This is a genomic window from Brevibacterium permense (assembly GCF_013280495.1).
Lineage (GTDB): Bacteria > Actinomycetota > Actinomycetes > Actinomycetales > Brevibacteriaceae > Brevibacterium > Brevibacterium permense.
This window is the reverse complement of sequence record NZ_JABSSX010000008.1, coordinates 34,392-54,641: the sequence shown is the minus strand read 5'-3', so window position 1 is coordinate 54,641 and position 20,250 is coordinate 34,392. Positions and strand designations below refer to the sequence as shown.

Sequence of the window (20,250 nt, the reverse complement as noted above, 5' to 3'; positions counted from 1 at the left end):
GCTCCCAGCTGCCGCCCGCGGAGCCGTTCCGCGGACAGACCGATGCGAGAATCAGAGGTGAAGAGTGATCGAACCGTCACCGGAACAGACCGCGGCCACTCCCCCGGCGGATCAGCCCGTGACCCCATCGGCTCCCGTCGATCCGGCGGCCGGAATCGACCGGGACAACTGGCAGGATCCCGACAATGTGCGCTGGTCGTTCCAGAACGTCGCGCGGGTCCTTCCCACGACGCCGATCGCCCGGGGCACCGGTCCGGTGGCCGAGCTGCCCGCCGCTCCACAGGATCTCGGCGAGGTCGAGGTTCCCGCGACGGAATACACGGAGGCCCGCAGCGTCCGCAGCGTCATCGAATCCACCGACACGGATGCCTGGATGCTCATGCACAACGGGACCGTGCTCACCGAGGAGTACTTCGGGGAGATGACCGCGTCGACCGAGCATCTGCTCATGTCCGTGTCCAAATCGCTCGTCGGCACTGTCGCCGGGGTCCTCGCCGGTTCGGGTGACCTCGACCCGAACCGCCTCGTCACCGATTATGTGCCCGAACTCGCCGAGTCCGGCTACGCCGGAGCGACCGTGCGCCACGTCCTCGATATGCGCTCGGGCATCCGCTTCTCCGAGGACTATCTCGACCCGAAGTCCGAGGTCCGGCAGATCGAAGAGTCGATCGGCTGGTCAGAGGCGAAGCGGGAGAACCCGGGCATCGGCATGTACGAGTTCCTCACCACCCTGGAGGCGAAGTCCGAGCACGGCGGTGTCTTCGAATACCGGTCGTGTGAAACCGATGTGCTCGGATGGGTGTGCGAGAAGATCGCCGGCGAGCGCATGCAGTCGCTCATGTCGCGGGTGCTGTGGTCTCGGATCGGCGCCGAACAGGACGCGATCATCGCCACCGACCAGTACGGGGTCGGGATGTTCGACGGCGGAATCAACACGACTCTGCGCGATCTCGCCCGGTTCGGCTACGTCTACACCAACCGCGGGCAGTCGCTGACCGGACAGCAGGTGGCGCCGACGACGTGGATCGGCGATACGCTGACCACCTCCGAGGATGTGCGTCAGGCGTTCGCCGATGGGCCCGGAGACAATCGGATGCCGGGCGGGGCGTATCACAACCAGTTCTGGTTCCCGTTCCCCGATTCTCATGCGTTCCTGGCCCTCGGCATCCACGGGCAGATGATCTATATGAACCCGGGTGCCAATGTCCTCGGCGTCAAGCTCTCGAGCTGGGGGCTGCCGCAGGATGCGACGAAGCTGTTCCCGACGATCCGCGCCTTCGAGGCTCTCGCGAAGGCCGTCAACTCCCCCGCCGCGGAGTAGGCCGAGTCGGTCGCTGCGGAGCACCCTATACCAGCAGTGGCAGCCCACACCGCTGCACGTACTCCACACCGGCGGCATCTGCTCCTACAGTTCCTCGGCCACCCCTCACCATTCCTCGCATAGCCTCCTGTTGCAGCGGGTGGATGTGCGAGGAACGGTGTGGGATGGTCACTTCCCTGCCTGAAACTCAGCCAAGGCTGAGCCCCGATGTGCCTGAATCGCCACAAGTGTCGCCGGATCCGCACACCGACCCCGGGTTCGCGGCAACCGGCCGTGGCAGAATCGTGGTGTATCGACAACGCTTGTGATCGCCTGAGCGCGAAGGAGAAACACGATGACCCCGATTCGCCGGTCCACCTGGATGCCCCGCCTGCTGACGGCGGCCGCTGGAACCGTTCTCGCCCTGTCCTTGACCGCATGCGGAGGCTCCGGAGGGGACAAGCCCGCCGAGGATCAGAAGTCCGAGGCCGCTCAGACCGAAGAAGGCGGATTCGGCGGAGGAGCCGTCGAATCGAAAGAGGCCGACGCCCCGGGATCCGAACCCGCCGAGGCGGAGCCGACAGACACGAAGTCCACCGACCCGTTCGCCGATGCCGCGAAGACGACGAACTGGGCCAGCGACGACGGGATGAAGATCGACAAGAAGGGCAACGGCATCGTGCCCGCTTCGTCGATCGAGGCCGACCTCGTCGACCTGTTCGAGAACAAACTCGATTGGAAGGTCAAGGAAGCCAAGTGCGACTCCGATATGGAGCTGCGAGAGTGGTACGGCTTCAAATCGTGCCAGGTCACTGTCAAAGACAAGGACGCGTACAAGGGCAGGAAGAAGTACTTCGGCACCGTGAAGATCGTCGATCACAAGGATCAGATGATCAAGTACGAACTCATGTTCCCCGGCATCGACAAGGAAGACTTCGACTTCAAGGACTGATCACCGAGGCGGCCCCGCCCCTGGTCATCGATCGGTTCCTGAGGTTGCGACTGCACACTCATCGTCGCCCGTACGACCTTCGTCCGTGCGGGCGACGAATCGTCTCCGCGGATGTCCGGAGGAACCGGTGATGACAAAGCTGCCGGCCGCCTCGGCGATCTCAGTCTCCGATCCCGGTTCGCCGGTGGCGGTCACCGAGAGGGCCTCAGCCTCGGATCCTGCGGTCACCGGCTCCGCGAAGGCCTCGCGCACGATCCGCCGGGGATCGTACTGTCGCGGATCGAGCGTCTGCCAGTCCTCGGTCCCCAGTGATTCGGTGGCCCGGTTGCGGGCGACGTCGACCTGGGCGCGGAAGAGGCGAATGAACTCGCCGAGTCGCTGCGCATAGTGGGGTAGCCGGCTGGGACCGATGACGATGACGGCGATGATGCCGGCGACGATGATCTTCTCAAAACTCAGGCCGAACATGTGCGGCTCCTCTCTTCGGACGCGGCGGAATTCTGGTCGGTCGGCACCGACTCATCGCCGGCATGGTCGGCCATATTCCCGTATCCGCGGGTCCGGTCGTGGATGCACGCGATGACGAGCGCAGCGAGGAAGAGCAGCGTCATCGGGGCCGCGACGAAGAACATCGACAGCACATCGGCGGCGGGGGTGACCAGGGCGGCGAAGACGACGATTCCGACGATGCTGACCCGCCAGGCCTTCGCGATCGATCGGGCGGAGAGCAGTCCGATGAAGTTGAGGACAACGAGGAAGACCGGGAGGACGAAGGCGATGCCGGTGGCGATGACGATCTTGAAGACGAAGTCGAAGTAGTAGGACGCCTGGAGAATGGTGCTGTCCTCGGTCGAGGCGAAGGCGGTGAGCACTTCGACCATCCGCGGGAAGATGTACAACCCGGTGAGGCAGCCGGCGGCGAAGAGCGGAAGTGCCGCGCCGAGAAAGCCGAACGTGTATTTCTTCTCCTTCGCAGTCAGCCCCGGGGTGAGGAAGCCGAAGAGCTCCCCCAGCCACACCGGGCTCGAGAGGACGATCCCGGAGTAGACGGCGATGCGCAGCTGGAGGTCGAAGGCCCCTGTAACGCTGTCGTAGTTGAGCGAAGCACTGCGGGATGCAGCGAGGTCGGTGATCGGAGCGCGGAGGACGTCCATGACGAGGTCTGACGTGAAATAGCCGACGATCGTGCCGATGAGCAGGGCCACCGCCGCGCGCACCGCCCGTGTCCGCGCCTCCCGCAGGTGCGCGGACAACGGCATCTTCTCCACGGCGGCGGTGCTCATGATCGCGGCCGCGTCTGATCGGCATTGGTGGGGTTCGTCTGGATGGAGCCGCCGAGATTCGGATCAAAGCTCGCCGAGGTGGGGCCGGGGTTCCCGTCATCCCCTGCGGAGGTGGCCGCGGGGTCCGGATAGGTGGTGATCGGATCGGTCACGGCCTCGAAATGGCGAGGCTCCGGGGCAGTGCGGTCTGTGTCGTCAGGCCGGCCTGTGGCGTTCGACCGCCCCTCCGTTGTTTCATCCTTGAGGATGCGGACCGATTGTCCGAGGCTCTTGGCCAGAGCCGGCAGCTTGGCCGCTCCGAAGACGAGGATGATGATGGCGAGGATGACGAGCGCGTGCCAGCCCGTGAGATTGTGCAGCATGGTCACTGTCCTTCCTGTCCGGAACCACCCTCAGGACCGGCTCCGCCTTCCGGAGGTTCTCCACCTTCGCCGCCGCCTCCGCCTGCCGGAGCTGCGCCGCCGGTCGGTTCGGTGTCGGTGTCGACGGGAACATCGAGCGTGGCGGTGTATCCGGAGTCGGTGTCGCCGCTGATCGTCGCGATCTGGTGTTCACCACCGTCATCGCCGAAGACGTTATCGTCGTCGAGGCTGACGTTCGCGAGGTTCTTCGCCGATCCGTCGTAGGCGTCGAGTTTGAACACGGCGTTGCAAGCATCCTCCGGCAGGGCCATCTGCGAGGTGGCGATGGCGTTCTCGGCATCTGTGATGGCGTCGACGTCGGGGTAAACCTCGAAGTGGATGTGCGTCCACCTGCCTGAGTAGCAGCCGGGGAAGACCGATTTGAACGTGACTTCACCGTTGGCGTCGACGACCTGGACGCCACGCAGCCACGTCGCGTCCTCGACGCCGTCGGAGTACATCGAGTAGCGGCCCTGAGCGTCGCAGTGCCAGGCGTAGACGGCAGCACCCTCGAACGGGGCGTTGTCGTTGGCCATATCGGTGACCTTGAGGGTGAAAGTCAGCGGCACACCGTCGACGGTTTCTGATCCGTCGATGTTCGAGCGGATGTCGGAGCGCACGATTCCCGATTCCTCGAGGATATCGGGGCCGTTGGAGCCGTCGGCCGGATAGGGTCCTGCGGTTTCGTCCGGGATCTCCGTGACGGATCCGCTGCTGCTCGAGCTCGAGCTCGTCGAGCCTGAGTCTTCGGAACTGCAGGCGGCGAGGACCATGGTGCCGACGCCGGCTCCGACGAGTCCTAAGACTCCGCGACGGCTGAAGAGGGTGCGGATGTCGAACGAGGCCCCTTGGTCGACGACCTCCTCCTCAGGTCGATCGAGGAGCCGTCCTTCGTAGGCGGGTCCGTTGGGGGTCTGGTCCGGTTCGGGTACGCGAGCCATGAGCTGTCCTTCCTTCGATGATGTGTGATGACACCATCGTGGTGACCGGCTCTGGCGCGGGGCTGTGGCGTTTCTGGGCCGCGGCTGTGGATGTTCAGTCGGTTTGTGTTCCGTCCCACCAGTCGAGGACTCGCTGGGCTTGCAGGGTCACCCATTTCGAGGGTTCGCCGAACGGAGCGTCGACATGGAACCAGACGTCACCGTCGAGGCGATGGTCCTGAGCCCAGGTGTCGTCAGCGGATCGTCGTGTGCGGATCGGCTCCACCGCCTCTTCCATTCGCCGTCGGGCATCTGGTGGTCGAGGAACCAGTCGACGAGTCCCTCGACGTCCGCGCCCAGCCACAGCCCGTTCGCTCAGGTCCTTGAGCGCTCAAGTGGCAGCCGTCCATGGCTGTGATCCGTCATCATCGAAGGCGAAGTCTGCAGGACCTAGCGCTCCACCGGCCCATTGTTCGTCCGGATCCTGAGGGAAGAGCAGCTCGGACCCGAGCTCCTCGGTGCGATGGACGCTTCGAACCTAGACCTCCCGGCCTCCGAAATCTACGGATGTTTCCCAGAGGTATTGCAATGAGGCTTCACGCGGATATCTGGTTTTCGGTGATCCGCTGCCCGTGAAGAGTCGAGGCCGGGGCTCGGCTTTCAGTCCTGCAGCGACCGCTTCCACGCGAGCGTGGCCAGTGCAGCAGCCTGATCCGGCAGGTAGGCGTCGTCGAAGAGCACCTCCGGCGAATGGTTCGTCGCAGCGGTCGCCGGGTCGGTCCCCTCCGGGGTGACGAAGAAGAACAGGAAAGCTCCGGGCACCTGCTCGAGCACGTAGGAGAAGTCTTCGGACCCCATCACCGGGTCCTGAGCCTCTACGAATCGCTGGGGGCCGAACGCATCGGTGAGCGTGTCTGCGACGAACTGTGCTTCGGCGGCGTCGTTGACGGTGACCGGATACTGTTCGTTCCAGACGACTTCGGCCCGGCATCCATGCGCGGCCGCGATCGATTCGGCGAGCCTGGTGGCCAGTTCCGGGAACTTCTTCGTCGACTCGGCAGAGAGTGTGCGCACCGAGGCGCCGAGGATCGCGGTCTCCGGGATGATATTGACTGCGGTGCCGGCGTTGAGCTGGGTGATCTCGGCGACGATGGGGTCGAATACACTGAAGGATCCCGTGATCATCGAGTAGAGGGACTGTCCGAACTCGAGGATGGGACGGACTGGGTCGGCGGCGTCCTGTGGTCGTGAGCTGTGTCCGCCTCTGCCGTGCATCGTCACGTGGAGGGTGTTCGCACCGGCCATGATCGTGCCGGGTCGGGAGACGAAGGTTCCCGGCACTCCGGGAGCGACATGGATCGCATAGGCGGCATCGGGTGTCTGACCGATGGCCTCGAACATTCCCTCGTCGAGCATGATCTTCGCTCCGCCCATGCCTTCTTCTCCCGGCTGGAACATGAAGGCCACGGTCCCGCGCAGCTCGGCCTGGTGGGCAGCGAGCAGCTTTGCTGCACCGACGAGTCCGGAGACATGGAGGTCGTGCCCACAGGCATGCATGAAACCGTTGTCCGAGGCGAAGTCGAGTCCGGTGGTCTCGGCGACAGGCAGGGCGTCCATGTCCCCGCGCAGCAGGATCGTGGGGCCGGGCTGTCCGCCGCGCAGCACCGCAACGATCGAGCTGAGGTCTTTGCCCAGGGTGATCTCGAGCGGAAGCCCTCCGAGGGCCGCAAGGATCCGCTTCTGTGTGTATGGCAGCTCGAGGCCGATTTCGGGGTTGCGGTGGAGATCGCGACGCAGTTCCCGCAGTTCCGCGCTCAGACCTGAGGATTCGGCGCTGAAGTCGATCGTCATAATGGTGTCTTTCTGTTCGTGGGGTTCGTTGACCGGTGCGGTCGCGGAGATTGTGCGTTCTGCCCGATGAACTGGGCTCATGGTGGTGGGAACAGCATGTCGACGAGGTGGCCGAGCATCACTTCGTCAGCTCGGGTCAGGGGTACGCCGAGTCCCGTGAGCTGCGGGGGCAGTTCGGGTGCGCTCGTGTACTCGTCGATGCCCTCATCAGGGTCGGGAATCGGTGGCAGCGGGATGTCCAGGTCCGGGTGAGGCAGGCGCAGGTGGTGATCGGTGTGCGATTGGAAGAGTTCGCCGACGCTCAGGATCGCGTCCTCCCCGACCGTCGCGGCCTGCGTACCCGTCCTATCCGATATGGACCCGACGAGTTGCAATGACAACGGCAGTCCCGCATCGTCGAAGCCCATCGGCACGGCCAGTGCCGGGTTTCCGGACGCGCAGAAGGCCGCGGTCAGATTCCACTCGTCCTGCGGTGTTCCACCTTTGAACACATAGGGCGGCGCGGACGAGGGCCAGGTCGGAAGCCCGAGCACGTCGGCCTCGGCGAGGAGGTCCTCGAGTCGTCGCCGCAGCTGCGCAGTCGAGGACTGTGCGGCTGCGTAGGCCTCGTCCGAGACCAGCGCACCGACGAGGGCGAGCCGACGAAATGATCGACCATAGTCTCTCCAGCGCGAGACCAGGCGATCACGGTGGACAACGTACATCTCGCGGAGCATGATCGTCAGCGTCGCTGAGATGAGCTGATCGAGATAGGGCAGATCGATAGGGACGATCTCGAGTCCTACGGTCCTCAGCGTCTCCAGCGCAAGATCGAACGCAGCAGCTACCTCGGCGGAGATCCGCGGCGAGTCTACGACCTGCCGCGGAACGAGGACCCGCGGTGTCTGACCGCCTCGTGAGGAGCCGACGGATTGACTGCGCATCACTTCGAGGAGCAGACGGCAGTCCCTGGCGCTTCTGGCCATGGGGCCGACGATGTCGAGGCTCGGCGCGGCCGGCATGATGCCATCCATCGGCAGCGAACCGGAGGCCGGTCGCAGTCCCGTGACGCCGCAGTAGGCGGCGGGGATCCGACAGCTTCCGGAGGTGTCGGTGCCGAGACCGGCGGAGATGATTCCGAGGCTGATCGCGATCGCCGTTCCGCAGCTCGAGCCCCCGGGCCAGCGCGTCGGGTCCCAGGGGTTGCGGGGAATCGGAAACCCGAGCGCAGGATCAGGGCGACCGGCAGCGTGTTCGACCATCGTTGTTGTGTACGCGATGACTCCCCCGGCCCGTCGTAGGCGGGCGACGACCTCGGAGTCCCTGCCCTGGTGGAAGCCCTGATCGAAGACGCGGCTCTGTGAAGTCGGGACCGCCTCGGCGACGGCGATGTTCGCCTTGATTCCCAGCGGAAGTCCGACGAGCACGCCCCCGGCTGTCTCAGTGCTGCGGCATGCCGTCGCCGCGGAGTCGTCGAAGCGCTCGAGGATCGCACCGATGCGGTCATTCACCTCATCGGCAACGGTGAACGAGGCAGCGAGATGTGCCTCGGCCGTTTCGGTCCCGGACCTGATCTGCTCGATCTGCGCCGTCAGGTCCAGGGCCATGGCGGGTGTCTGCGTGGTCATTGTGCCAGCCGCGGCCGGACCGGTGCCGAATCGAACCATGCTGCGGTGTCCTTGACCACTGCCCCACCCTGCACGACGACCTTGACGTTGTCCGGACTCGCCAGCGGAGTGATGTCCTCGAGCGGGTCGAAGTCGATGACTATGAAGTCCGCGAGCTTGCCCTCTTCGAGGGTTCCCAGGTCGGAGTCGAGGCGGAGCAGTTCGGCGGCGTTCTTCGTTCCGGCGACGATCGCCTGCATCGGCGTCAGGCCGAGCTCGACTGAGTGGACGGGTTCGCGGAGGTTCTCACCGTGCGGGCAGACGCCCGAATCGGTGCCGAGTGCGACCTTGACTCCGGCTGCCAGTGCGGCGGCGACGCGCTCGCGGGCGATTGCCGACCACTTCACCTTCTTCTCATACAGGTAGCCGGGAACCGCTGCCGGGTCGGGCACACGCAGGGCGCTGCTGAGGGTCGGGACGAGGAAGGTTCCGTGCTCGAGCATGAGGTCGATGCCCTCATCGTCGATTCCGTAGCCGTGTTCGACAGACCTCACACCGCCGCGGATGGCGGCTTTGATGCCTTCGGCACCTTGGGCATGTGCGGCGACGGGCTGTCCGGCTCGCTTCGCTGTCTCGGCGACGATGAGTCGCACGTGTTCTTCGGGGACGCCGATATCATCGGGGGTGTCCGACGGGCTGGATACGCCTCCTGTCGTGCAGACCTTGATGACGTCGGCACCGCTCCGGACCAGGAGGCGAATCGTCCGCCGCACATCGTCGTCGGTGTCGATGATCGGGTCGACCGGCATGTGCATCGGCACCGCACGCCCGTTGGGCATCGTGAAGTCTGTGTGTCCCCCGGTCGGCGACAGTGGTACGAGGGCAAGATGGGTGCGTGGACCCTGGATGAGTCCGGCCGCGATCGCATCGCGGTAGCCGCGGTCGAGTCCGCCGAGGTCGCGGGCCGTGGTCACTCCGGCCATGAGCGTCTTCCGGGCATTAAGCGCTGCTCTGAAAGTTCGTTCTGACTCGAAGCGGCCCGCGTCAGCAGGCTGATCCTCGATCGACATTCCGAAGTGGACGTGGGCGTCGATGAACCCGGGCAGGATCGTCTTTCCGCTCAGATCGACGAGCGTGGCACCGGCGGCGGCGGTCTCACGTGCCGGTCCTGAATAGACCACCCGTCCGTCCCTGACCTCGATCTCGGCAGCGGCGACCGGGGCTTCCCCAGTGCCGTCGATGAGGGTGGCCCCGCGCAGCAGCAGGTGGTCGGCGCCGGGGATGGTTGAAGGGAGCTGGGCAGTGGACATGGTGTTCCTTTCGGTGGTGGGGCGCTCGTTAGCGTGGAGCGCTGGTCTGATCGGTCAGCTGCCGATGCGGTCTGGTGACTTTCACACGCTTTGTGACGTCTGGCCGGCTGCTGTGGTAGCTGGGACCGACGTCGTCGCGGCCGGTTTCTTCTCCGGGCGGATGAGGGCGAGGAGCACTGGGCAGAGGCCCGTAGCAGCTGCGCAGATCACCCAGATGGAGATGTAGCCTCCCACTCCGGAGGCCCCGGCCTCGGGGATGACGAACAGTCCGAGGATGAGAGCGAAGACAGCTCCGGCCAGGGCTCCCCCGAGTGTCTTGACGGAGTTGTACACTCCGGTGGCGATTCCCGTCTCGTCGGCGGGAGAAGCCTCGGTGGTCGCGGCGGGGAGGCCGCCGAGGAGCAGTCCGGACCCGAAGCCGGCGAGGGCGATGCCAACGACGACCAGCGGCAACGAAGCATGGCCGACGATGAGGAGCAGCTGAGAGATCGCAATGGTCCCCGAGCCGAGGATCAGAACGCCCTTGAGCGAAATGCCTTTCGCAATGTAGGCGTAGACAGCGGCGCCGATGGCGGCGAGGAGCATGTTCGTCCCATTGGTCAGGGAGATCGTTCCGGCGCTGAGTCCGAACCCGTATCCGACCAGTTCCGGTCGGCCCGCGAGAAAGGTCGTCGTGATGCTCTGGGTTCCGAAGAGGACCATTCCGAAGAGGAACGAGGTGACGTACACCGGCCAGAGGCGGTTCGAGGTGAGCACACGCAGATTGAGTGCGGGAGAGCCGGTGCGCAGCTCCCACCAGACGAAGACCCCGATGAGGACGATCGCAGCAGCGATGAGTGCGGCGCCGAGGCCCACCTGTGAGGTCACGGCCTTGATTCCGGCAAGGAGTACCAGCATGAACAGCGCAAGCAGGATGAAGCCGAGCCAGTCGATGACCGGTGAGGTGCGCGCGGTCGACTCAGGGACGAGCGTGTAGACGAAGACGGCCGAGATGGCGACCATGACAACCGGGACCATCAGCTGAGCAGCCATCGACGGCAGCAGGGAGGAGGACAACCCGGCGGCAAGTGATCCGATCAGAGCGCCGATCGTGAGGGCGGAGATGAGCATGCCGACCGCACGACGTGCGGTCTCGCCTTGGATCTGGTTGTGAACGATGGCCAATTCCAGAGGCAGCCAGACAGCGATCGGTCCGGTCAGGACGCGACCCAGCAGGACCAAAGGATAGCTGGGGGCCCAAGCGACGAGCACGGTGCCGATGAGGACGGTGACAATGCCGATGCGCAGAATGCGGCGGTGGCCGAAGATGTCCCCGAGCTTGGACAGGATCGGGACGCAGACTCCCGCGGCGAGGGTCTGCACGGTGATGAACCAGGCGATGGAGGCATCGGAGACGCCGAGGTGGTCGCGCACTGCGTCGAGCAGCGGCAGGTAGTACCCCTGGAGGAATCCGCTGGAGAATTCGACGAAGACGAGGAATCCGACGACGGCGAGGATTCGCTTGTTCGACCTTCCGGCCAGCCCTGATTCGGTGACGGTCATCGTGGTCCTTTCGCGGTGCTTCGGTTTGGCGCGGCAACTGTTTGGTCGTCGCGAAGGGGTGTGGTCAGCGGGGCTCCGGTGCTCTCCCGATGAGCGAACGGACGAGGCTGCGGTAGGTGCCTCTGAGCTCTTCGTCGTCATGAGCCTTCAGGTCCGGCTTGAGCGTGATGCGGAAGAGGGTGAAGCCGGCGAGAGCGTCGATGATGGCGTCCTGATCCACCTCGTCGCTCATCTGACCGCGCTCGACCGCCCTGGAGAGGATTTCGCGTCCCATGGCGTGGCGAACCTTCATGAAGGAATCGGAGACTATCGGGATGACATCCATGTTGAACATCGCCAACAGCAGCCCATTGTTCTTCGCCTCCTCCTTCGACCGGCGGAAGTTCTCGAGATTCTGCCACGCATGTTCGACGAGGTCTTCGACGACGTCACCGGTGTCCGGCATATCGCCGAGCTTGAGTCCGTCGACGATGGCGGCCGCAACGAGCTCAGGTTTGGTCGGCCACCTTCTGTAGATCGTCGTCTTGCCGCATCCGACGGACGAAGCGATCTTCTCGATGTTGAGATTCACCAATCCGGAGTCTTCGAGCTGCGAGCGCACGGCGGCGAGAACACGTCGGGTCAGGTCGTCGTCGAGGGGCCTGCCCTTCGTTGTTCTCTCAGTCATATTCAGAGCATTGCATACGTCACAACAATTCCGCAACACAACGTTTCGTTTCGAAATGAAGCCAAAGAGCCGACCCTCGAAGTCGGACGGTTTCGAGCATGAGAAAAGCTCCCCACCATGACCATCTGGTCTGGTGGGGAGCTTCTGAAGTAGCGGGAGGGGGACTCGATCCCCCGACCTCACGATTATGAGTCGTGCGCTCTAACCAGCTGAGCTACCCCGCCCCAGCGCCGCATTCGAGGCGGCACGAGAGCCCCGAAAGGGAATCGAACCCTTGACCTTCTCCTTACCATGGAGATGCTCTGCCGACTGAGCTATCGGGGCAACAGGTAAGAATTTACACGGGTTTGCGCGGCCGGGGCAAATCGGGATTCGGTGACGTCGCTCACAGGCACTCTGTGCCGCGCTGTCCGCTTCCGCAGACGGCGCAGAGTCACCCTCACCGCCAGAGGAGACCCCTACTGCACCGGGTCGAAGCGCCCCGCCAGGAAGCCCTGCAGACGACCGGGATGATTGGTGATGATCCCGTCGACCTCGGCGGTGAGGAGTTCCCGCCACTCGTTCATCTCGTCAGCAGTCCAGACGAAGACGCCGAGGTCGTTGTCCATGATCTCGGTGACCACCGATCTGCGCATCGTGAATCCCTTGTACGAAGGATTGATCGCCACCGCTCCGAGTTCGCGAGCGATCTCGATGTCCTCGGGCTTGGGAACCATGCGCAGCAGGAAGCGAGCCGCCATCGGCAGCATATCCCGACAGGTCTCAAGCGTTTCGATATTGAACGATTGGACGATCATGCGGTCGGCGATGCCGGTCTCAACGACGAGTTCGGCGATCCGCGCCACCGCACCGGAGGACCACTCCCCCTTGAGTTCGAGCAGGAGTTCGCCGCCTCGGTGCTGGATGTCGCGCATCACGGCGGCCAAGGTTGGGATCCGCACTCCGTGGAATCCGGGACCCATCCATGATCCCGCGTCGACGAACGACAGCTCCTCGGCGGTCAGGCCGGCCACGGGGCCCTTGCGGTTGGTGGTCCGGTCCAGATCCGCATCGTGCAGGATCACGGGAACCCCGTCGGCGCTCGTCGAGGTATCGACCTCGATGAAGTCGACGCCGAGGGCCCGCGCGGCATCGACCGCGGCCAAACTGTTCTCGGGCACGACCGCCGAATACCCTCGATGCGCGATCACCAGCGGCCGGCGCCCCGCGCCGGGACGTTCAACGATGCCTCGTTCGTGGAGGAACTGCAGAAAACTCATGCCTTCAGCCTATGCCCTGCCCTCGATGACCGTCGCGCCGCTGCAACGGTCAAGTCCCGGCTATCAGGAAATCTCGCCGAAACCTCCGAACGCGGCCTGCGACGTAGTATCTTGTGAGCTGGTTCACTCAATGACTTTAAGGATCGTCCATGGAAGCCATCTTCGCCGCCGCAATCGTCCTCGCCTTCATCGCTCTCGGCGAGCTGGTCTCGATCTGGTCGAAAGCGCGGATCCCCAGTCTGCTGGTCGCGATGCTCGGCATCTTCGTCTTCGCCAAGATCGGCATCGTTCCGGAGTCGATCGTCGACGATTCGATGCTCGTGCAGATCTACACGATCCTCGTCGCTCCGCTGCTGTTCCATATGGGCACGCTCATCCCGCTGCGGGTGATGGCCAAGCAGTGGCGTTCGGTGATCATCGCCATCTCGGGCATGCTCGTCGCCGTCCTCCTCATCCTCGCAGTCGTCGCCCCGATCTTCGGCTTCGACACCTTCGTCGCCGGTTCCGGACCGCTGGCCGGCGGCATCGTCGCCACCAGCCTGACGACCGAGGGGCTCACGGCTCAGGGGGCCGCCTCGGCGATCATCGTCCTCCCCGCGCTCGTGCTCATGCTCCAATCCCTGCCGTCGATGCCGCTGACGAACTTCCTGCTCCGCCGCTATGCGACGAAGCTGCGCGACAGCGGCGAACTCCAAGAGCTCGCCGCCGCCCATCACGAAGAGGAAGAGGAGGCCGCGCAGAAGAAGAAGCTCGTGACCCTGCCGTCCTTCCTCGTCGACAATCAGCTGTTCATGCTCTTCCTCATCCTCGTCGGCGGATCGATCGCAACGCTGCTGGCCGAGCCCACGCACATCCCGTCCTCGATCCTCGCCCTCCTGCTCGGCATCGCCGCGGCCGCGATCGGTCTCTCACCCGACAAAGCCATGGAGCGGTCGAACTCCTTCGGCGTCGCCATGGCCGGCGTCATCGCGATCGTCATGGCCCCGCTGGTCTCCGCGTCCGTGCAGGACGTCATCAACGCGTTCCTGCCGACGATCACCATCCTCGTCGTCGGCGGTGCCGGCATCGTCATCGGCGGCTTCGTCGCTACGAAGCTGCTGCGCTGGAAGGCCCCGCTGGGCATGTCGGTAGCGCTGACATCGATGTACGGCTTCCCAGCCGACTATCTGCTCACCAATGAGGTCGCCCGGTCCATCGCCCGCGACGACGATGAGAAGGAAGCGCTGCTCAATGTCATGCTTCCGCCCATGCTCGTCGGAGGCTTCACCTCGGTGTCGGCCGGCTCCGTCGTCATCGCCAGCGTGCTCGTCAGCCTGCTCTGACCACTCTGCCGACTGCCAGGGGCCTTCGCCCCGACGACGCTGACTCCCCACCGGAAAGGCCACCGTGCACGATCTGCTCGCCGATGGCCGGGCTCTGCTCCCGGCGCTGCAGGAGCTGCGACGTTCCCTGCATACGTTCCCAGAGGTCGGTCATCGAGCTGCCCCGCACCCAGGCGGCGGTCCTCGATGCCCTGTCCGGGCTCGATCTCGGAGTGACCACGGGTGTGGGCACCACCTCGGTGGTGGCCGTACTGCGCGGATCGCACCCGAACAAGCCGGCCGCCGCTCCAGCGGTGCTGTTGCGCGGAGACATGGACGCTCTGCCGGTGACCGAGGAGACGGATGAGCCGTTCGCCTCGACGAACGGACATATGCACGCCTGCGGACACGACCTGCATACGGCTGGTGTGGCTGCCGATGCCCGACCCCGCATCAGCGACGGAAACGATTCCACCATCGCCGAGGTGAACCCACCGACTCCGGACCGGCGGGCTGACCCCCCGGTTCCGCCTCGGTGACGGAGTCGTTCTTCTTCACATCCCGACGCCGCCGCCATGCGGCGATCTCCTTCTCCACATCGCGGGGCGGAGTGAACACGGGCGGTCCGTCGCGCAGATCCATCACGGCCTCGCGCACCCGGGCGTTGAAGCCGGCGAGGTAGTCGCGGACGTCAGATTCTTCGGTGAAGGCGTCGACGGTGTCCTCGAGGACGGCGTTCTCCTTGCGCAGCTGGAAGGCGGCCGGAGCGACGCCGTTGATGCCTTCGGACTCCATCTTCTGCTTGATCCACCAGTCGGGATCGGATGAGCCGTGCAGACCGGTCAGCGGTTTGCCGAGGCCCGGCAGATCGTCGAAGTCCCCGCGCTTGATGGCTCGGTCGAGAGCGGATTCGACGACAGCGTTGCGGTCCTCGAGCGAATTCAGACGCCGAAGCGGCTGCGCATCGTCCGTGTCATCGCTCATCGGTTCGCCCTCCTCGGCGGAGCATTTCCGCTTTGTCCTCACACGGTAGGCGTCGCTACACGCGGTCCGCAAGGACTTCAGAGCGATCGACCGCTGCCCAGAAATAGGTCACCATCGGATATTTTCCAGGGCCGGAAAGGTCCGATGCTGACCTAGGTTTTTGCGCAGATGTCCGAATGCGACCTATTTTCTGACGCAGATGGCGCAGGGAGACCGAAAGCGGCCCCGCGTCCTGTGTTTCCACAAGTCGCGGGACCGCTTTGTTCTGCGTGGCAGATATAGGATTCGAACCTATGAAGGCAATGCCGGCTGATTTACAGTCAGCTCCCTTTGGCCGCTCGGGCAATCTGCCGCAGGTGGCGCTCGATGAGCACCTGAAAAGAATACAAGGCTCGGACCCGAATCTCCAACTCGGTAGACGCAGATCACAGTTCGGGGCCTCGACTAGACTCGGACTCAACAGCCGAGCCCATTTCAAACGGGCATCAACGATCCCAGACAGATCGCAGACAAAGGAGCATTCATGGCCAGCGAATCCTCATTCGACATCGTCAGCAAGGTCGACCGTCAGGAGGCCGACAACGCGCTCAATCAGGCCGCGAAGGAGATCAACTCCCGCTATGATTTCCGCGGCACCGATGCGTCGATCGCCTGGAGTGGCGAAGCCGTGCAGCTGAAAGCCAACAGCGAGGACCGAGTCAAGGCCATCCTCGACGTGTTCCAGTCGAAGTTGGTCAAGCGCGGAATCTCGCTGAAGTCCCTTGAGGACGGAGAGCCGTACCCCTCCGGCAAGGAGTACCGCATCGATGCGTCCCTCAAGGAGGGAATCGACAAGGACAATGCGAAGAAGATCGCGAAGATCATCCGCGACGAGGGCCCCAAGGGCGTCAAGGCCCAGATCCAGGGCGACGAGCTGCGCGTGAGCTCGAAGAAGCGTGACGACCTGCAGGAAGTCATCGCTCTGCTCAAGGGACAGGACCTCGACGTCGACCTGCAGTTCACAAACTACCGCTGATCGCCAGCGCACCACACCGGCCCGATCCGCACTGCTGAGTGCGGACCGGGCCGGTGTCGTATTCGCCCGTACGCTGTGACCCGAAAGAGGCCGGTCAGTGTTCGGGGAGTTCGAGCGGGATGTAGTACAGACCCTTCGAGTCCTCTTCGACACTGGCCCGGAGGCGATCGTCGAGGTGGATGAAATCGTTGACCTTGATGGTGCCCTTCTGGCCGCTGAGGCGACGGATGGCGAAGGCTGGGATGAGACCCTGCCGTCCCGAGCCGTCGACGGCGAGCGCGTATTTCGGGCCGGTCGCGCGGACCCGGACGTCGATGCCCGTGTCCTGTTCCCGCAGTTCATCGAGCTCGACGACGGGTTCCGGGTTCGTCAGCGCGGTGAGCTCGACGGCCAGGGTATCGGCCATGTCATCGACCGTGGCGAGCATGTTCGCCATGGCACGGGCGAATTCGCCGTGCAGCTTGCTCGGCTTCATCGCAGCGCCGGGTTTGTACATGTCCTCATGGGTGAGCTCGCTCCAGGCGTCCTGGAGCCGGGTCTTGACCTGGATCTCGGCGAAGACCGGCGGCCCTTGGTCAGACGGGATGCGCAGGATGACGTGGCAGGCGCGATAGCCGCTGGCCTTCGGCGGGTCCGTATAGTCTTTCCACTCGATGAGTTCGAAGGCGCCCAGCTGATCGGGATCGCGCAGTGCGGCGAACATCATTGACTGATCACGCGGTGATTTGCACAGCACCTTGACGCCGACGATGTCGCGGACCTGGTCTTCGACATCCTCGGTGGAGGTGATCGTCAGATCCGGATCGTCCTCGGTCTTCTCCGTCAGCTTCGCCAAGGTCCGTGCCGCGTCCTTGATCCGATGGCCGTCGACGTCGAGGCGGGAGATGTCCTTGTCCTTGAGCAGGCCCTTCTGCTGTTCGGTCAGCCAGTGTTTGATCCGCACCGCCGCCGTCTGCCAGGCGTTGAGCCGTTCGACGTAGGCACGTTCGACGATCGTTTTGAGCTGCGATTCGTTTCTCACGCGGTCTCCCCTGCCGGCCTTCAGCGCAATGGTCCACGCTCGCTGGTGCGATCTGCTGCGAGCTGAGGTGACTCGGTGCGCGCTGGCGTGTTCTGGACTTCTCCGACTCTACGTGGTGGAAGCATCTGGCACCGGCAGCGACTCGTCCGCCCATAGCTACAGGAGGAGAAGTCACTGCCGGTGACAGATGGCCCCAGGAGTGGAGGAAGTGAGGCTAAGCGGAAGATAAGGCACTGACGGCGCGGGAGGCCTCAGCTATGTGTGACACTCCGACGGCGCGAAGAGCGCCCGGTGGCATACCTCAACTGCCTGCGGACGGCTGGCCGACGGATTCGGCGGTGACGTGTCCGCGCGCCTCGGCGAGCATGGCTTCACGGGTGGCGAGCTTGACCCGTTCACGTCCCTCGACCTCGCCGGCGGCCTTCTCGGCGGCCTCGACACGGTGGTAGCCCTCCCAATCGGCGAAGTCGACGCCCTTGGATTCGAGGAGCTCGATGATGGCCGATTCGTCCGGGTACACCGGCTCGGTGAGCACGCCGGCGGCACGGTCGTCGAGGATGTGTCCGATGGTCTCGAGCGCATCGCCCTTCGTGTGGCCGATGAGCCCGACGGGTCCGCGCTTGATCCACCCGGTGGTGTACACGCCCTGAACGACATCGGCTTCGGCGGCCGTAGTCTGATCATCGGAGTCGACGACGCGACCCTCGTGGTTCGGGATCACACGCTTGCGATCGTCGAAGGGCAGCTGCGGCAGCTGAGTGCCCGCATAGCCGACGGCACGGTAGACGGCGTCGAGCTCCCAATCGTGGAAGCTGCCGGTGCCGTTGACTCCGCCGGAACCGTCCAGTTCCATGCGTTCGGTGCGCAGCCCCGTCACCTTGTCCTCGCCGAGGATGGCGACCGGTGAGTGCAGGAAGTGCAGGTGGAGACGCCGCTTCGCTCCGGTGGGTTCGCGCATGGTGAAGTCAGTGAGCGTCTTCGCGACCTGCTTGGTCTGGTTGCTCGACTCGATCGCCTGCATCGACCCTTCGTCGAACTCGAAGTCCTCCGGGTAGACGATGAGGTCGACGTCCTTGACGGCGCCGAGCTCACGCAGCTCCAGCGGCGTGAACTTCGCCTGAGCCGGTCCGCGGCGGCCGAAGATGTGGACATCGGTGACCTTCGAGGACTTCAGCCCCTCGTACACGTGATCGGGGATCTCCGTGGTGTGCATATCGTCGGCCTGCTTCGCCAGCACTCGGGCGACGTCGAGGGCGACATTGCCGTTGCCGATGACGGCGACGCGTTCGGCGTCCAACGGCCAGGACTGCGGGACGTCTGGGTGCGAGTCGTACCAGTTGACGAAGTCCGCGGCACCGTAGGATCCGGGCAGATCGATACCGGGCAGATCGAGGGCGGCGTCGACGAAGCAGCCGGTGGAGAAGATCACCGCATCGTAGCGGTCGGTGAGCTCTTCGAGGTGGAGGTCGACTCCGTACTCGACGTTGGAGAACAGGCGAATGTCGCCTCGGTCGAGGACCTTGATCAGGGCGTTGATGATGCCCTTGATCCGCGGGTGGTCGGGAGCGACGCCGTAGCGGACGAGCCCGAAGGGAGTCGGCAGACGATCGAAGAGATCGATGCTCAGATCGAAATCACGTTCCGCTTTTGTCATGAGATCGGCCGCGTAGATCCCAGCAGGACCGGCGCCGACGATGGCCACCCGGAAGGGACGAGTCATTCTCACACCTCTCTGTTCAGTCCCATCGAGTCTATCGTCAATGTAGGTCATCCTTACAATGACGTGACCAAACTCGCATCGCCGCAGCCTGGACGGCAGACTGCACCCCTCGCCGCCCTGCCATCTCACCGGCGATCCCGCCGGCTCCCCCGAACCCACCCCTCACTAGACTGAAGGATGTGAGCCAGAACCCAGCCCCCGATGAGAGCGCAATCCGCCGTGCCGGCCTGATCAACGGATTCTCCGCCTACCTGCTGTGGGGTGTGATGCCGCTGCTCTTCGCGGCCGCGGCCCCCACCGGCGCCCTCGAGCTCGTCTCCCACCGAGTCATCTGGTCGCTGGTCTTCTGCGCCATCCTCCTCGTCTTCACCGGCGGATTCCTGCGCACCTGGCAGATTCTGCGCTCACCGCGCCTCTTCGGCCTGCTGCTTCTGGCCTCCGTGCTCATCGCCATCAACTGGACGACGTTCATCTACGGGGTCGAGACCAACCACCTCGTCGAGATCTCACTCGGCTACTACCTCAACCCGCTCATCTCCATCGGCCTCGGCGTCGTCTTCCTAGGCGAGAAGCTGCGACCGCTGCAGTGGACGGCCGTAGGATTCGGTCTGCTTGCGGTCATCATCGTCGGCATCGGCCTCGGCCGCGTCCCCTACCTCGCATTCACCGTCGCCCTGTCGTTCGGACTCTACGGACTGGTGAAGAACAAGGTCGGCAGCCGAGTGGGAGCCCTCGAGGGCATGGCGGTCGAAAGCCTCGTCCTCGCCGTGCCCTCGGCGATCTATCTCATCGTCCTCGGCTCATTGAGCCTGCAGACGTTCACCGGCTTCGGCTGCTGGCACGTCTTCGTCATCATCATCACCGGTCCCGCCACCGCTATCCCGCTCATCCTCTTCAGTGCCGCCGCCCGCCGCATCCCGCTGTCCTGGGTGGGCATGCTCCAATACCTCACCCCGACCATCCAATTCACCCTCGGCGTCACGGTGCTCGGCGAGATGATGTCGACGACCCGCTGGATCGGATTCTTCGTCATCTGGATCGCCGTGATCCTGCTGTGCACGGACATGATCCGCCACAGCCGGCGCCGCTGACCAGAAACGAGACCCCCCACACCTCTCAATTACTACCTGACGGCGGC

General features: G+C 64.4%; 20 protein-coding genes and 3 tRNA genes. 6 read left to right on the top strand and 17 right to left on the bottom strand.

From position 1 onward, the window contains the following. Positions 1–64 precede the first annotated feature (64 nt). Positions 65–1,321 carry a serine hydrolase domain-containing protein gene (locus HK353_RS11905; RefSeq protein ID WP_342589908.1) on the top strand — a complete coding sequence of 419 codons (1,257 nt, stop codon included), beginning with the start codon at positions 65–67 and terminating at the stop codon, positions 1,319–1,321. A 334-nt stretch (positions 1,322–1,655) separates the two neighbouring features. Beyond that, positions 1,656–2,252, top strand: coding sequence for a hypothetical protein (locus HK353_RS11900; RefSeq protein ID WP_173156401.1), 597 nt, complete (start codon positions 1,656–1,658; stop codon positions 2,250–2,252). Between the two features lie 24 nt (positions 2,253–2,276). Here HK353_RS11900 and HK353_RS11895 read toward each other — a convergent pair whose 3' ends face one another. From HK353_RS11895 to HK353_RS11835, 13 genes are all read right to left on the bottom strand, one after another. Further along, complete coding sequence (locus HK353_RS11895; protein ID WP_173156399.1) at positions 2,277–2,720, bottom strand: twin-arginine translocase TatA/TatE family subunit; 444 nt, start codon at positions 2,718–2,720, stop codon at positions 2,277–2,279. Beyond that, a complete protein-coding gene (gene tatC / locus HK353_RS11890; protein WP_245395971.1) occupies positions 2,708–3,535 on the bottom strand; it encodes a twin-arginine translocase subunit TatC in 828 nt (275 codons plus the stop codon). Before tatC ends, HK353_RS11895 begins: the two co-directional genes overlap by 13 nt. After that, positions 3,532–3,897 carry a twin-arginine translocase TatA/TatE family subunit gene (locus HK353_RS17310; protein WP_173156397.1) on the bottom strand — a complete coding sequence of 122 codons (366 nt, stop codon included), beginning with the start codon at positions 3,895–3,897 and terminating at the stop codon, positions 3,532–3,534. Before HK353_RS17310 ends, tatC begins: the two co-directional genes overlap by 4 nt. A gap of 2 nt (positions 3,898–3,899) precedes the next feature. Continuing rightward, the gene (locus HK353_RS11880) at positions 3,900–4,877 is read right to left on the bottom strand and encodes an intradiol ring-cleavage dioxygenase (protein ID WP_173156395.1); all 978 of its coding nucleotides are present in this window, start codon (positions 4,875–4,877) and stop codon (positions 3,900–3,902) included. Positions 4,878–4,971: 94 nt separating this feature from the next. After that, entirely contained in the window at positions 4,972–5,142 is a 171-nt protein-coding gene (locus HK353_RS16840; protein WP_217278441.1) for a hypothetical protein, read from the bottom strand. Between the two features lie 374 nt (positions 5,143–5,516). Then, positions 5,517–6,707 (bottom strand): M20 metallopeptidase family protein, encoded by a 1,191-nt coding sequence (locus tag HK353_RS11870; RefSeq protein WP_173156393.1) that lies wholly within the window; start codon positions 6,705–6,707, stop codon positions 5,517–5,519. 77 nt (positions 6,708–6,784) lie between these two features. Next, positions 6,785–8,314, bottom strand: a complete 1,530-nt coding sequence (locus tag HK353_RS11865; RefSeq protein WP_173156391.1) for an amidase — start codon at positions 8,312–8,314, stop codon at positions 6,785–6,787. Continuing rightward, on the bottom strand, positions 8,311–9,603 hold the full coding sequence (locus HK353_RS11860) for a metal-dependent hydrolase family protein (protein WP_173156389.1): 1,293 nt from the start codon (positions 9,601–9,603) through the stop codon (positions 8,311–8,313). The genes HK353_RS11865 and HK353_RS11860 overlap by 4 nt, the downstream gene beginning before the upstream one ends. 81 nt (positions 9,604–9,684) lie before the next feature. Continuing rightward, positions 9,685–11,145, bottom strand: coding sequence for an MFS transporter (locus HK353_RS11855; protein WP_173156387.1), 1,461 nt, complete (start codon positions 11,143–11,145; stop codon positions 9,685–9,687). Positions 11,146–11,209: 64 nt separating this feature from the next. After that, positions 11,210–11,812 (bottom strand): TetR-like C-terminal domain-containing protein, encoded by a 603-nt coding sequence (locus HK353_RS11850; protein WP_173156385.1) that lies wholly within the window; start codon positions 11,810–11,812, stop codon positions 11,210–11,212. Positions 11,813–11,962: 150 nt separating this feature from the next. Beyond that, a tRNA-Met gene (locus HK353_RS11845) sits at positions 11,963–12,036 on the bottom strand. Between the two features lie 27 nt (positions 12,037–12,063). Next, positions 12,064–12,136: transfer RNA gene (locus HK353_RS11840), tRNA-Thr, on the bottom strand. A gap of 134 nt (positions 12,137–12,270) precedes the next feature. After that, the gene (locus HK353_RS11835; protein ID WP_025776655.1) at positions 12,271–13,071 is read right to left on the bottom strand and encodes a glycerophosphodiester phosphodiesterase; all 801 of its coding nucleotides are present in this window, start codon (positions 13,069–13,071) and stop codon (positions 12,271–12,273) included. Positions 13,072–13,220: 149 nt separating this feature from the next. Between HK353_RS11835 and HK353_RS11830 the strand changes: the two genes are divergently transcribed. Together HK353_RS11830 and HK353_RS11825 are read left to right on the top strand one after the other, a co-directional pair. Next, positions 13,221–14,393 (top strand): hypothetical protein, encoded by a 1,173-nt coding sequence (locus tag HK353_RS11830; protein ID WP_173156384.1) that lies wholly within the window; start codon positions 13,221–13,223, stop codon positions 14,391–14,393. A gap of 83 nt (positions 14,394–14,476) precedes the next feature. Beyond that, positions 14,477–14,911 (top strand): M20/M25/M40 family metallo-hydrolase, encoded by a 435-nt coding sequence (locus HK353_RS11825; protein WP_173156382.1) that lies wholly within the window; start codon positions 14,477–14,479, stop codon positions 14,909–14,911. Here the strand turns inward: HK353_RS11825 and HK353_RS11820 are convergent. Beyond that, positions 14,826–15,356, bottom strand: a complete 531-nt coding sequence (locus HK353_RS11820) for a DnaJ family domain-containing protein (protein WP_173156380.1) — start codon at positions 15,354–15,356, stop codon at positions 14,826–14,828. The genes HK353_RS11825 and HK353_RS11820 overlap by 86 nt on opposite strands. A 270-nt stretch (positions 15,357–15,626) precedes the next feature. After that, positions 15,627–15,708: transfer RNA gene (locus HK353_RS11815), tRNA-Tyr, on the bottom strand. Positions 15,709–15,879: 171 nt separating this feature from the next. On the opposite strand from HK353_RS11815, the gene HK353_RS11810 reads away from it, so the two are divergent. After that, positions 15,880–16,371 (top strand): YajQ family cyclic di-GMP-binding protein, encoded by a 492-nt coding sequence (locus tag HK353_RS11810; RefSeq protein WP_173156378.1) that lies wholly within the window; start codon positions 15,880–15,882, stop codon positions 16,369–16,371. A 94-nt stretch (positions 16,372–16,465) separates the two neighbouring features. On the opposite strand, the gene HK353_RS11805 is transcribed toward HK353_RS11810, so the two are convergent. Further along, a complete protein-coding gene (locus tag HK353_RS11805) occupies positions 16,466–17,392 on the bottom strand; it encodes a RelA/SpoT domain-containing protein (protein ID WP_173156376.1) in 927 nt (308 codons plus the stop codon). A 301-nt stretch (positions 17,393–17,693) separates the two neighbouring features. Next, positions 17,694–19,112: an FAD-dependent oxidoreductase gene (locus HK353_RS11800; RefSeq protein WP_173156374.1), complete on the bottom strand. Its 1,419-nt coding sequence runs from the start codon at positions 19,110–19,112 to the stop codon at positions 17,694–17,696. Between the two features lie 179 nt (positions 19,113–19,291). On the opposite strand from HK353_RS11800, the gene rarD reads away from it, so the two are divergent. Next, positions 19,292–20,203: an EamA family transporter RarD gene (gene rarD / locus HK353_RS11795; RefSeq protein WP_173156372.1), complete on the top strand. Its 912-nt coding sequence runs from the start codon at positions 19,292–19,294 to the stop codon at positions 20,201–20,203. Positions 20,204–20,250 lie beyond the last annotated feature (47 nt).